This window comes from Paraburkholderia panacisoli, from assembly GCF_008369935.1.
In the GTDB taxonomy this organism is placed as follows: Bacteria; Pseudomonadota; Gammaproteobacteria; order Burkholderiales; family Burkholderiaceae; genus Paraburkholderia; species Paraburkholderia panacisoli.
Window position 1 is genome coordinate 1 of sequence record NZ_VTUZ01000094.1, and the last position, 13,050, is coordinate 13,050.

General features: G+C 60.4%; 9 protein-coding genes and 1 pseudogene. 8 read left to right on the forward strand and 2 right to left on the reverse strand.

All coding sequences use genetic code 11. The features are described from left to right. Positions 1–738: 738 nt before the first annotated feature. From FVF58_RS49875 to FVF58_RS49900, 8 genes and pseudogenes are all read left to right on the forward strand, one after another. Positions 739–1,905: an acyltransferase family protein gene (locus tag FVF58_RS49875; RefSeq protein ID WP_149676822.1), complete on the forward strand. Its 1,167-nt coding sequence runs from the start codon at positions 739–741 to the stop codon at positions 1,903–1,905. Between the two features lie 189 nt (positions 1,906–2,094). Further along, a pseudogene (locus FVF58_RS49880) lies at positions 2,095–2,801 on the forward strand (nitrilase-related carbon-nitrogen hydrolase); the annotation flags it as partial. A gap of 476 nt (positions 2,802–3,277) precedes the next feature. After that, positions 3,278–6,475: an AfsR/SARP family transcriptional regulator gene (locus FVF58_RS49885; RefSeq protein ID WP_149676823.1), complete on the forward strand. Its 3,198-nt coding sequence runs from the start codon at positions 3,278–3,280 to the stop codon at positions 6,473–6,475. A gap of 447 nt (positions 6,476–6,922) precedes the next feature. Then, complete coding sequence (locus FVF58_RS49890) at positions 6,923–7,822, forward strand: tetratricopeptide repeat protein (protein WP_149676824.1); 900 nt, start codon at positions 6,923–6,925, stop codon at positions 7,820–7,822. Positions 7,823–8,134: 312 nt separating this feature from the next. Next, positions 8,135–8,275 carry a hypothetical protein gene (locus FVF58_RS52200; RefSeq protein WP_188131223.1) on the forward strand — a complete coding sequence of 47 codons (141 nt, stop codon included), beginning with the start codon at positions 8,135–8,137 and terminating at the stop codon, positions 8,273–8,275. 123 nt (positions 8,276–8,398) lie between these two features. Next, positions 8,399–8,812 carry a hypothetical protein gene (locus tag FVF58_RS49895; protein WP_149676825.1) on the forward strand — a complete coding sequence of 138 codons (414 nt, stop codon included), beginning with the start codon at positions 8,399–8,401 and terminating at the stop codon, positions 8,810–8,812. A 30-nt stretch (positions 8,813–8,842) separates the two neighbouring features. Further along, the gene (locus tag FVF58_RS54385) at positions 8,843–8,968 is read left to right on the forward strand and encodes a hypothetical protein (RefSeq protein ID WP_281291367.1); all 126 of its coding nucleotides are present in this window, start codon (positions 8,843–8,845) and stop codon (positions 8,966–8,968) included. Between the two features lie 36 nt (positions 8,969–9,004). Next, entirely contained in the window at positions 9,005–10,195 is a 1,191-nt protein-coding gene (locus FVF58_RS49900; protein ID WP_149676826.1) for a M20 aminoacylase family protein, read from the forward strand. A 53-nt stretch (positions 10,196–10,248) separates the two neighbouring features. Here the strand turns inward: FVF58_RS49900 and FVF58_RS52205 are convergent, their stop codons facing one another. Both FVF58_RS52205 and FVF58_RS49905 read right to left on the reverse strand, forming a co-directional pair. Further along, positions 10,249–10,392 (reverse strand): hypothetical protein, encoded by a 144-nt coding sequence (locus FVF58_RS52205; protein ID WP_188131224.1) that lies wholly within the window; start codon positions 10,390–10,392, stop codon positions 10,249–10,251. A gap of 202 nt (positions 10,393–10,594) precedes the next feature. After that, entirely contained in the window at positions 10,595–12,559 is a 1,965-nt protein-coding gene (locus tag FVF58_RS49905) for a YncE family protein (RefSeq protein WP_188131225.1), read from the reverse strand. Between the last annotated feature and the right edge of the window lie 491 nt (positions 12,560–13,050).

The window sequence follows — 13,050 nt, forward strand, 5'->3', positions numbered from 1 at the left end:
CAGCCTCGCCCTGTCGCGCGACTCGCACACCGCTACCCTGCTGTCCGATGGCCGGGTGCTCGTTGCCGGGGGCCAGCTCAGGAACAAAGCCCTGTCCTCGGCAGAACTCTTCCACTGACAGTTTATGTCGCGTAGCGGCCTCACCCAAGCCGATACTTGAATGCCGACTGGCCGAGGAGCCGCTGCGACCTCGGTGCAATCGGATGGCGGTTTGACCTGGGAACCGGCCATTGAGTCGACGCCAGTTCGACCGACCGTTGTGGGTCCGGCTACGGAACTTCCCCGTCGAGTTGGAGCGGCTTGACGGAGGCCTTTGACGAACTGCCGGAACCGGCCAAAAGTCGACGTTCGACGCCAACATCACTCAGTCACACAGCCGTCAGCTCCGCGCCATCAAGCGGCCGTTCTATGCCAAAGTTGGTAGCGCGGTCGGGTTTTTGGGAGCAGCAACTCGCGAGTCTTCATGGGCTGGCAAAAGAGGCGCTCTGGGTTGAACTGCAACGGCTCCGACGATAACGCCGCTGGGTCTAATGTCGTGTGACCTTCGGATAGGTGATACCTCGCTTTCAAGATCGATCAGTTCAGCACGAACCGGCCGTACCGTGATTTGCCGCACGCTCTGTCGGTTACGTTGTTAATCGATCCCTCGGCGCGATCCGGAGCCTGATCTGGTTGTGGGGACGCGATAGGTGCCGACACGACACGTGACTTCAGCGATCGGTAGGCTATCGGAAGGTCATGCTGACTCAAGCTCAAACCATAGTTGGTTTCCCGGTGCATCTCGGGACGCAACATGCTCGAAAAGGAGGAGCCGTGCTCACTCTTCGTTCCACTACTGAGACCATCGGTGATGCGCACTGCTTAGCCAGTCATGCGCAGGTGGACGGGAAGCGTTCCCTTCATGTTGACGTCGCCAAAGGGATCGCGATGGTCGGAATTGTTGCAATTCACAATCCGCTGCTGCTCAAGCACGACGGCGAAATCTTTGATGCGTTGCTCGCGTTCGCGCTACCTGTTTTCTTTCTAGCCACCGGTATGTTTACCCGCAACGACGCGCACTGGCGCGACGTCATTGCGACGCGCTCCGTGTCACTGCTCGTGCCTTATGCTGCAGTGGTTATGGCACAGGCATTGTGGCAGATGCCGCTGTCCATGTCCCGCGCTGCGCAGACGATCTCTGGGGCGCTGTATGCATCAGGCGCAACGGTTCCCTGGGTAACGTTATGGTTCCTGCCCCATCTCTGGTTGGTGGCGATTTCAGCTTTTCTGATCACGCGTCTCACACGACGCGTCGCCTATCAACGCACGACATGTGGCTTACTTGCGATTGCATTGATCGCCGCTGGAAGCTGGATATTGCACCATTTCGATCGACAGGACGCGCCGGCTCAACTTCCGTGGAGTATCGATCTACTGCCTCTTTCGCTCGCGTTTGTTCTGGCTGGTCATGTATGGCGCCGCTTTTTGCTGGATATGCAACCGAAGGGCTGGTTAATCCTATGCGCCGTTGCCGCATTCGTTTTTGTTCAGGCTTTACCTGGATCATCGATGGATCTGAACCTGCGACGCTATGACAGCGCGGGACTCACAACTCTTTCCGCCTTGCTTGGCTCTTATCTCGTGTTCTCGATTGGGTCATTGCTAGGAGACGTTCCTATTGTCGGACGAACGGTGAGCGCAATTGGTCGTGCAAGCCTCATCATATGCATCGTTCACTTTCCGCTTCAACAGCTGCTTATCCAATTTATCGAGCATGTGGCAGTGCATCCGACACTGCTCCTTGCCGGGTCCATATCCGTGGTCTCGGTCGGTATTTCGATGCTCGTCGATCATGCGGCGCGATGGTCTGGTCAACTCGATTGGCGACAACATAAGGTGCACGAACGTAATTTCTCAAACTTTTAATCGATAAATGGCGCGCCGAGGAGAAATCACCCGGCATACCGCTGCGCCTGGATCCGATTTGCTGCCGCGACATGAGCCTGAGCTTTCGTTGTCTGCATTTCAGGTGTGAGGATTCCACCGGGGGTGGCTGCACGCCTCACGAATCGATGCCTCAAGCTGGTCATTCCGGTGAGCGTTGCTGCCTTGCTGTCGATCGAGGTGCCATCCGTCTGGACCAACCGGCTCACCGAGATCGCGTGCGACCTGAAGCAATACTTGGTGATCGGTGTAATTGAACGCGACGGCGGCACGCTGTACTGTACCGTGATCTTCCTGGCGCCCGATGGCAGGCTTCTCGGCAAGTATAGAAAGCTGATGCCCACGGGGGCTGAGCGTTTGATCTGGGGATTCGGCGACGGATCGACGCTTCCCGTATTCGATACGCCATTCGGCCGTCTGGGAGCGGTGATCTGCTGGGAAAACTATATGCCGCTATTACGCATGGCCATGTACGCGAAAGGCCTTCAGATTTACTGTGCGCCGACGGAGGACAGCCGCCCCACGTGGGTGTCATCCATGCACAGCACATTGCGATGGAAGGCCGTTGTTTCGTTCTCTCTGCGTGCCAGCATCTGCGACGCAGCGATGCCCCGGAGAGCTATGCAGCGTTCCAGGGCAACGATCCGGACACCATTCTGATGCGCGGCGGCAGCTGCATCGTGGCGCCCCTCGGAGCGGTGCTGGCCGGTCCCGTATTCGATGAAGATGCGCTACTGGTCCACGAACTGGATCTTGGTGACCTGGCAAGGGGCAAATTCGACTTTGATGTCATTGGCCACTATGCACGTCCCGATATATTCCGCCTCCATGTGAATGAGGAGGCGAGCGCACCCGTTCACTTCGAGCATAAGCGGTGACTACTTCTGGTCAAGATTGCCGGGATTCGTCCGGTTGTTCTGGCGGCGAGGCTCGCCGCCATACGAAGAGCGTCTGCGAATGCGCCTGAGGTTGTCCGTTACAGGACCGTAGAGATCCGCGCACTACTACACTGCTTGTCGCCGGAGGCTGGTCCCGCCGGCGCAACAATCCCGTCTCGCCTGAAAGCGACTTGACTTTCGCCCGTAATCGATTAGAAATCTTACGGATAGGGCCCCTGCGGTTGTTCCCAAACTTGATGCGGAACCATGCGGCAGGCGCCTGTGCTTGAGCCGTCCACCGCGAAAGCTTGGGTGCACTTTTTGCCTCGGACGCGCCGGCTGCAAATGTCTGATTTGAGCGGAAGTGTGGCGGAACGCGACCTTCCGAGGACATTCCGGTAGGGCGCGTCGGCGAACAGTTGCTGAGTCGGCGCACGAGATCCGGGCTGTCTCGCGGCCGACGCAGGTAAGAGTAAATGCCGAACAGCAAATCGCTACTCGCGAAGTTGACGCGCCCACGATTGCACCGGACCATTGCCCGCCCACGCCTCTTTGCGCTGCTGGATGCGCAGCAAGAGCATGCGATAACCTGGATCACAGGTCCGCCCGGCGCTGGCAAGACTACACTCGTCGCTAGCTATCTGGCCACTCGCCGCTTGCCTGGCGTATGGTTTCAGGTGGACGCGGCCGACCGGCATCCGGCGACTTTCTTTTTTTACCTGCGCGAGGGCGCGCTTTCCTGCGTGAACGGCAAGCGCACCGCGCGTCTGCCGCTGTTCACGCCCGAGTTCGATTCAGACCCGGTGGGGTTCGCGCAGAACTGGTTTCGGGAGCTCTTTGCCCGACTGCCCGACAAGGCTGTGCTCGTGCTCGACAACTATCAGGAAGCGGGCACAGGCACGGTGCTGCACCGGATCATCGAAAAGGCTGCGGAAGAACGGCCCGAACGCATCCGGTTGATCATCATCAGTCTGACAGAGCCGCCGCCTGAATTCGTCCGGCTCGTCGCGAATCAGAAGCTTGCTGTCATCGGATGGGAACAGTTGCGGCTGACCCTCGCCGAAACCGCCGAGATTGCGACGACCAGGCACAACGTCGACAGTGAATCGCTGCGGCTACTGCAGCAGCAGTCGGACGGATGGGTGGCTGGGCTCATGCTCATGATCGAACGCATTGGGCGTGTCAGCGTCGCAGCGGAGCCGTTCGCACCCCAGGCGACTGAAGCCGTGTTCAACTACTTCGCCGGTCTTGTGTTCGACCAGGCGCCCGCACCCATGCGCAACTTCCTGATGCGTTCAGCGTTTCTTCCGAACATGACCGTGAAGACCGCGCGCGAAATGTCCGGCCGCTCAAACGCGGCAAGCATTCTCGACCTGCTGTATCGCCGGCACATGTTCACGGAACGGCGCAGCGGCGCGGAGCTTACCTATCAGTACCATGCGCTCTTTCGCGAGTTCCTTCTCTATCGTGCACGGCAGGCGTACAGACCGGCAACCTGCGAAAGGCTCGCCGCGCAGGCCGGGCGGGTGCTCGAAGAACAAGGCCAGATCGAACAGGCGGTGGCGCTCTATTCGCTCGCGAAAGATGGCGAGGCTTTGATTCGCCTGATTTGCGAACATGCGGACGGCCTGTTGAGCCAAGGCAGACACCGGACCCTGGAAGACTGGATCTGCCGCACGGACGAGGACGTGCGCAAGCGCGCACCCTGGCTCTCGTACTGGCTTGGCGCTGCTCGTATGCCGTTCACTTCCGACGACGCTCGGGCCGCGTTCAAAGAAGCGTTCCGGTGCTTCAAGCAAGAGGAGGATGTCGTCGGCTGCGTGATGTGCGCTGCAGCCATGATCGAAACGTTCTTCCTTGAACGCGCGGAGGACCTTCATCCGGCGGACGAATGGATCGACGCGTTCGAGAACGCGTTAGAAAAGATCCCGCACGCTCTGCCTCCCTCTCTTGAAGCGAGGCTGGTGCCTTGCCTGCAAGGAATCATCTTCCGTCGACCCGATCATCCCAAGCTGCCTCAATGGGTCGAGCGAGCCTGGAACTTGCTCTCGACGATGTCGGGTACCGAGCAGCGTCTGAGGACGGGCGCGGTTCTGCTCATGCATCACATCTGGCAAGGCGACTTTCCGAAGGCGGCGCTACTCTTGCGCACGGTCGATCAGTCGCCGCCAGAAGCGGACGTCGCGCCGCTTCCATTGATCTGCTGGCGGCTGCAACAGGCTCGCTACCACTGGAGCACCGGCTCGCCGGCCGACGCCCTGGCGCTTCTGGACGCGGCCCTTGTCATTGCACGCGAAAGCGGCGTGCATGTGATGGACCGCTACATTCATGCGCAGCGGGCTTATGCCTGTTTGGCGGCGCGCCAGTTCGACACGGCGGACCGCAGCCTGTACGTCATGGAGGGTCTGCTTCAGACCGGCGCGGGACCGGATACCGCGCTTTTCAACTATCTGAAATCAGGTCGCCATCTGCTCAACGGCGATCTGGACGCCGCAGTGCAATATGGCGAACGCGGCCTGAAGGCTGCGCTCGCGTGTGGAATGCCAGTGGGCGCTGCGCTGTGCCGCAACGCTCTGGCGCAGGCGTTGATCTGTACCGGGCATTGCGCGGCGGCGCAGACGCATCTGGACGAGATGCTGAAGATCGCAAGGGACATGCGCAGCCCGCTGTTCGAGCACGCCGGCCTTCTGCTCTCGGCATACTGTCGGCTTCAGGCCGACGCCACGCAATCCGCGTTGGAACCGCTGAAACGTGGACTGAGTATCGGCCGTACGCATCAGTTCCGCTTCATCCATCCGTGGGCACGCCCTGAAGCGATGCAACGCCTGCTGGCGTTCGCGCTGAAGAACGGCATCGAATGCGAATACGTTCGCGCATTCATCAGGGGGGAACGGCTGCTGCCCGAATCGCCGGATGTTGACCCTTGGCCCTGGGCCGTTCGTGTCAACACGTTGGGAGGGTTGGCGGTGTTCGTCGACGATGAGCCTCTGCGCTTTAGTGGTAAGCCACAGCGCAAGCCGCTGGAATTGCTCGAGGCCGTCATCGCCCATCCCGGCCGACACGCTCGCAAAGTCACGCTGATCGACCAGTTGTGGCCCGACCTCGACGGGGACGCGGGACAGAACGCGTTCGAACTCGCGTTGCATCGGCTGCGAAAGCTAGTGGGCCGCGACGATGCCCTCGTCATGCAGGATGGTTGCGTCACCCTCGACGCGAAACAATTCCGCGTCGATACGTGGAATTTCGAGCGCCTTTGTCAGCAGGTTGAACAAGCCACTTCACTCAATACCGATGCAATCGGATGGGCGCAACTGGCCGACGAACTCCTGCTTCTCTATTCGGGTCACTTTCTGCACGGCGAGGAAACCCCGTGGGCCATCGCCGCTCGCGCACGCTTGCGAAGCCAATTTACCCGCACGATCGCTAGCGTCGGGCTCGAACTCAAGCGCCTTCGCAACTGGCCGGCCTTGACGAGCCTTTCCCGACGGGCCGTTGAGAACGACCCGCTTAACGAGGAATTTCATCGTTTGTTGATTTTCTCGCTCAGTGAGGAGGGCCGCATCGCTGAAGCCCTTGATGCATACCGTCATTGCCGACAGATCCTGTCGGTCACACTGGGCATTGAGCCCTCTGCGCCGACCCAAAGCCTGTATCAGTCGGTCCGGACCCGATAGACGAACCGGCTTGCGCGTCCGCGTGAGCGATCAGAAGGCTATCGGAAGGCCATGCTGACCGAAACTCTGACGGTGGTCCGCTCTGAGAGCGGCACTACGCAAAAGTCAGGAGATCGGCAATGAAGCCAAACGCAAACAAGCTGATTGCGATGTCCATGGGGCTTGTCGTGGCTTGCGGGTCAGGGTTGGTCCACGCGGGTACGGAAGCAATGTCGGTGGAAGACTCCATCGGTGTCACCGGACCTCGGCCGACCGTGATCAGCGTATATCGTGCACCGCCATCAATCCGGCTCCCGTTGAGGAGCGCGAGGACTGCGAACAATCCGGCATTTGCCCAGTGCCTGCCTGACCTGTACTGCGCCCTCGCCCCCGCCCCCGCTCCGGCGCATGCAGACGGCAAAGCCGGCGCACCGTGACGATCTGTCGCGGCGGCCCTCGGGAAACCACATGTACTACTATCTCAGTCACTGGATCACCGCGATGTTCCTGGTCTGGAACGGGGCGCGAATTCTCGCCTATCTTCCAACCATAAGGAAAGTGATGGCGCAAGACGCTGACGTCCGCAGCTACAGCCTCGTTTCGTGGGGAATCTGGTTTCTAAGTAACCTTACCTTTGCGCTCATGCTTCTTGAAGTCAGTGGAGGTCAACCCAATGAGATGTTCTGGGTGAACGTCGGCAATACGATAATGTGCATGGCCGTCTTTGCACTGGTCCTGCTGAAAAAGTACAGGTCACGTTCTATGCGGACCATGAAATGCGACGGTCACCCACCGCTGAAGGTCGAGTGTGAGCATCTGCGTGAACAGGGCAACACGTTGATGCAGCTTTGCCAATACGAAGGAGCGGTCCGTGCGTACGACGCTTTTCTGACCCATGTAGAGGACGACGCCACCGCGTTCAATGAGGCCATCTGCCTGGAAAAACTCGGGCGCCGTGCGGAGGCACTTCCACTGTATCAACAACTTGCACAGAGCAACGTGCTATGCGGACTTATAAATGGCAGCAATTGTCTCAGGAGCTTGGGCGCCGCTGCCGAAGCCCTGGAGTATGCGAGCCGAGCGACCAGACTGGCTCCGGGCGATCCTGCCGCGTGGATTGCATTAGGCAGCGCCCATCTCTCGTCTGGCGCATGGCGCGAAGCCGTCGACAGTTTTTCCCATGCGCGCAGGCTCGACCCCATCGATTCGACTCCAACATACAACCTGGCGTTGGCGGCCTTGCGAATGAATGACAGCGATCTCGGGAGGGAGGAGTTGCAGGCTTTTCTGTCGCTGGCAGCACTCGATGATTCGTGCCGTCGACTCCTGGACTCACCCTCGAACGCAGGTTCTAGGCTCGTGCACTAGTTGGGGTTTTGTGGGCTGTCCCGCTTGCCGTCCTCGCAAAGCAGCAAAACAAGACAATCTATTTGAAGACTAATTTCATAGTTATTATCTGAAGAAGGTCAGCTCATCCGACAAGTGTTCAATTTTGCGGAAATTGAGTCGATTGAACTTTGAGCCGCATGCTCGCATGCGGCTCAAAGTACCCCGCCTCTCGCTCTCACAAAATTGGTGCATTCCGCACGATGGTGAGACCGCTGCACTTGCGTTCGAGATAAGCCGCTTCCGTTGACGCCATCCCGTTTGAAGCGACGAACAGTTACAGCGGAGAAGGTTTTGAGCCGAGCAGATCAGCGGGATCTCGCGGTCGAGTGGCTGCTGCCCCACTTGCGTCGCGTGGTCCCGATGCAGTCGCGCATGAACGCGCTGGTCGAGCGAGAACGCCCCACGACCGAAGCACTCGACCGCGAAGCTTAGCGCAGAGCCATGACAGCTCGCTGTTGCCCGTGGGAGGCAATGATGTGGAAAGACATCGCCGCAATGGTGTTGACCTTGATACCGGGTCCTCCCGCGATGGCACAGCGGGTCGATTGCCAGTCGATGGCCGCGGAACTCACGCAGTGGCGCGGTGATCTCGAAGACACGATGACTCTCATCGATGCGCGCGGCATTGTCGAGATCGCAAACTTCCCAGTGCTCCAACGAAGCGCATGCCCGTTGCGGGACGCGAGTGAAAAGAGTGGCGGCAATCTTTTCGGCTTCGGCTGGAGCCGGCAGCAAGGTGATACGAAAGATGCGTACACGGCGGGCACCAGCCGTCGGCTGACTATCCCGATGGAGGGCCGCGCCCTGCGCGTCGTCATCGAGACAGGCTCGCTCGGCGCAATGCACAGCTTTCTCGCTGCCTGCGACCGCGACGCCTGGTTCGGCCATACGGACACCGGCGAGACGTTCGCGGCCGTGCTGGTGCGCCGGCTGCCCGCGCCGTGGTCGACCAACCGCGCCGCGCAGTAAGAACGGTTAATTGTGTGCAGGAGGACCGCCATGTCGAATGTATTGTCAGTCGGAACGGTTCAAGTAGTGTATTTCCGTGATGCCTTCCTGCTTTCCCTCGGCGCGGCGCTCGCGCCCGGGTTGGTGCAACTGAATGACGACTCCTGTTTTCTTTGACGTCCTGCGCCTACCCGACACACGAGGGCTTCCCCGATGACGCTCACTTCCCGCTACACCGAAATCCCCGATCTCGCCGACGACGCCCCCTCTCTGCGCAAGATTCGCCACCACATCCACCAACATCCCGAACTCGCCTTCGAGGAACTGCTAACGGCCGCGCTCGTCGCGCAGAAGCTTGCCGAATGGGGCTGGCAGGTGACGCGCGGCGTAGGCGAGACGGGCGTCGTCGGCACGCTGAAGGTGGGCGAGGGCACGCGCAGCATCGGCCTGCGCGCGGACATGGACGCGCTGCCGATCGTCGAGCAGACCGGCAAGCCCTACGCCAGCGCGACCTACGGCAAGATGCACGCATGCGGCCACGACGGCCACACGACGATGCTCCTCGGTGCCGCGCGCCATCTCGCGCGCACGCAGCGTTTCAGCGGCACGGTGCACCTGTACTTCCAGCCGGCGGAGGAGCGCAGCGTCCCGAGCGGCGCGCAGAAGATGATCGCCGACGGCCTCTTCCAGCGCTTTTCCTGCGACGCCGTGTTTGGCGCGCATAACCATCCGGGCATGCCGCCGGGTACGTTTCTGTTCCGCAAGGGCGCGTTCACGGCCGCGGGCGACAAGGTGACGATCACGATCGAAGGCGTCGGCGGCCATGCGGCACGGCCGCATCTGACGGTCGATCCGGTAGTGGTGGCGTCGAGCGTCGTGATGGCGCTGCAGACGATCGTCGCGCGTAACGTCGATCCGTCGAAGGCGGCAGTCATCACGGTCGGCTCGCTACATGCAGGCACCGCGAACAACATCATCTCCAATTCGGCGACGCTGGAACTGAGCGTGCGCTCGTTCAGCGAAGACGTGCGCGGGCTGCTCAAGCGCCGCATCGCCGAGTTGGTGCAGGCGCAGGCCACGAGCTACGGTGCGACGGCGGTCGTGGCCTATGTGGAGGGCCATCCGGTCGTCGTGAACTCCGACGCGGAGACCGAATTCGCCGCGCAGGTGGCGCGCGAACTCGTCGGGGAGGAAAACGTCGTCGCGAACGTGGACATCCTGATGGGCAGCGAAGACTTCGCGTTCATGCTGCACGAGCGCCCGGGCTCGTTTTTATGCATCGGCAACGGCGCAGGCGAGGACGGCTGCATGGTCCACAACCCGCACTACGACTTCAACGATGCCAATCTTCCTGTCGGCGCGGCGTACTGGGCGCGCCTCGTCGAAAGGTTTCTCGCGCAATAACCTTTATAAAACTTTACGCGCGTGACGCTCGTCACGCATGGCCGAAGCGGTGGTCAGGCAGGCAGCGAGAAGCTTTCGATCGCTTCGCGCAGCACATCGATCTGATCCTTCAACGAGTGGGCGGGGGCCGCCGTTTGTCTCGACGAGCGCGGCGTCTGCTGCGTGACCTGATCCATCTCGACAATCGCGCGGTTCACCTGCGCCGGACGTGCAGATCTCCTGCATCAAATGTGATCGAACTCATTTGATGCGGGAGATCCATCGCCATGACCGCTCGATAACGCGACAACGTTCCTCCCCGATGCGTGGGAGCGGGGCGTGCTTGCCCTTGATTACGGTGTGACTCTTGCCAGATTGCTGGTCTGAGGCCGGTGGACCAGGCGCGACGGACACGGGTGATCACGGAGTCCAACGATAAACAACGATGCTGGAGCCGTTGTAGTTGTCCTTCGTGACCACGTACTCCCCGGTCGATCGAAGGTACGATCCAAGACCGTACATCGAATCCACGTCATTGCCGACGTACACATTGCTGGGGTTGCTGTTGATGAACGTATTGTCCAACCTGCCAGTCGTCAGGTTGATGGCATCGATGTTGGGCACGGTGTGGACGTAGCCAACGAACTGGTAGTTGCCAGCAGCAGTGAGGGACTTCGGATTGGCGCTGGTGAGCGTGATAACCGGGTTCGGGTTGGTTGTGTTGCCGGCGAGCCACCCGTGGTAGACCTCTACGCGGGTTCCGATGCCGGTCCAGTCTGTGCTGCCCGTGATCCGCTGCCCGAGAATCATCGTGTCGCTTTCGGGCAGGTAGATGATGCGGCTCAGGTCACCGATCGATGCAGGAACTGGCACGGTTACGGGCGCTCCCCATGACGGCTTGCCGTTCGCATCGAACCCGGTCAGCGGCCAGTGCCAGATCCGGTTCGTCTTGTCGAGCCCGGCCCACACGTCGCCCCTGCTGTCGAGGCAGAAGCCGTTGCGAACCAGCGCAGTAGCATTGAATAGCGTGCCCGGCAATACCCCATCCGGGACGGCAGTGTAGCCCTGGGCGGGGTCAAAGTGGAAGAAGTAGAAGCCGTCGGGATTCTGGTCAGTGGCGACCAGCACCCTGTTCGTTCCTGCGTTCGCAACCATGCCGAAGTGCAGGCCGCGACCCCGGTAAGTCACGTCGAGGCGGGGGTCGGATGGATACGTGAACGGGTCAACGGTGTTGGCGACAAACTTCCAGTCCGCACTGCCTGTGCCTGAATAGATGTTCACGCCGGAATAGAACAGGGTTGCGTCAGTCGCCGGATCCGGTGCGGCTACCGCCTCGAAATTCAGTGCACGCAGGTTGTAGAGGAGCTTGCCTGTCGGGTTGTATGCATAGAGGTCTGTGCCTCCTGTGCGGCCATGATCCCATGAGCCTCCCCACGGCTGGGAAAGGATGTAGAGGTTGCCGGCCGAGTCTTTGCCGATGCCGTCGATGCGCGCAAAGCGCAAGCTCCCCACCTGGCCTTTCGTACCAGTCGTTGTATCCAGATAGCCACCCTTCACCCCGAACGTGCTTTTCAGTGTCCACGTGCGCGTGTCGTAGATCTTCGCGTTCTGGTCCGGTCCTGCGTCGCCGATCCAAAGATACTGCGTGGTTGGGTCGAAGTAGAGCGCATGCGGGACTTCGCCAGTGGGCAGGGTGAGCGTATGCAGGATCGTCCCCGTCCGGTCGACCTGAAGGACAGTGCCCTCTGCCTCCTGGGCGACGAGGATGTTGCCATTTCGGTCGAAGGCTAGGGCGCCGGGGTCAGTCACGGCAATGTCACGCAGCCAGGTGCCATTGGTGTCGTAAAGTCGCATGCGCGCGCATGGGTTGTCGCTCGCCACCCAGAAGTGGGACCAGGTGGCGATACCGGTGATCACATCGGCGCGCCGCTCGGTGGTGTCGCACGAGACCTGGATGTTCTGGTCAAACGCCCCCGTCACCCGGTCGTATCTGATCACCAGGCCGCTCGAGTAGACCACGTTCACGCGTCCCCACTGGCGCGGTGCCCAGAGCTTGGTGGCATTGCCTGTGATGGCACTGCCTTGTGGTTCACCATGCGCGCCAATGCTGCCGGCGTTTAAACCACTCTTGTAGATCGCAATGCCGCCCTCGTTCTCGTCCCACATGGAAACAGTGTAAATGGTGCCTTCTGGCGCAACCCACATCGAACGCGCGGCGTTACCTACGTGAGTGGCGTTAGTCCCAAACGTATTCGCTATCCAGTCAGTCGTGTACTGCCCCTGACATTCTGACGCGATCGTAGCGCTCAGCACTGCCGCAAGGAATGCGGCACCGATTCGTTTCACGACATACCCCCAATTTACAACACTTGCAACGACCGCCATCAGGAGACCGGATGGCTTTTTCAATGAGGTGGCTGGCAAGTAAGGATGCGCTCCGGCGCAGTCAAATCGGCGGGCCATACAGGCCGGCACGTCCCGCGCCGGTTTTGTCAGTCGAGGGACGTGCTTCTGAAAAATAGTGCTCTGGGCGCGAAGCCCGAAGACCAAACCGAGCAGAAGTGTACGATTGCGTACGTTGGCATTTTCATGGCACCGTCACATTGGCGGGCTGCCGCAGCTAGCCATGCGGGGCAGCGAACGACCGATTTACCGTTGGACGTCGCCGTTGAGATCGACTGGACTGACGGGCCGAAGTGGGTCGACAAGAGGCAGTCGTACTGGCTCGAAAGCATCCGCTCACGAAGTGCGCACGGTGGCAACCACGACTGACGTCGTATGGCAAGAGCGACTTGTCTGGCCCGACGCCCGTGTATCCCAGGGCGGTTTGAAATGCAAAGTGCAAGAGCCGGGTCGATAGCAATTTTCTGCCTGGC

Excerpts from the sequence above, each read along its gene's own strand:
- FVF58_RS49875 (WP_149676822.1), top strand. The coding sequence starts at position 739 with ATGCTGACTCAAGCTCAAACCATAGTTGGTTTCCCGGTGCATCTCGGG.
- FVF58_RS49905 (WP_188131225.1), bottom strand. The coding sequence starts at position 12,559 with ATGGCGGTCGTTGCAAGTGTTGTAAATTGGGGGTATGTCGTGAAACGA.
- FVF58_RS54385 (WP_281291367.1), top strand. The coding sequence starts at position 8,843 with ATGTCGAATGTATTGTCAGTCGGAACGGTTCAAGTAGTGTATTTCCGT.
- FVF58_RS49900 (WP_149676826.1), top strand. The coding sequence starts at position 9,005 with ATGACGCTCACTTCCCGCTACACCGAAATCCCCGATCTCGCCGACGAC.
- FVF58_RS49895 (WP_149676825.1), top strand. The coding sequence starts at position 8,399 with ATGGCCGCGGAACTCACGCAGTGGCGCGGTGATCTCGAAGACACGATG.
- FVF58_RS49890 (WP_149676824.1), top strand. The coding sequence starts at position 6,923 with ATGTACTACTATCTCAGTCACTGGATCACCGCGATGTTCCTGGTCTGG.
- FVF58_RS49885 (WP_149676823.1), top strand. The coding sequence starts at position 3,278 with ATGCCGAACAGCAAATCGCTACTCGCGAAGTTGACGCGCCCACGATTG.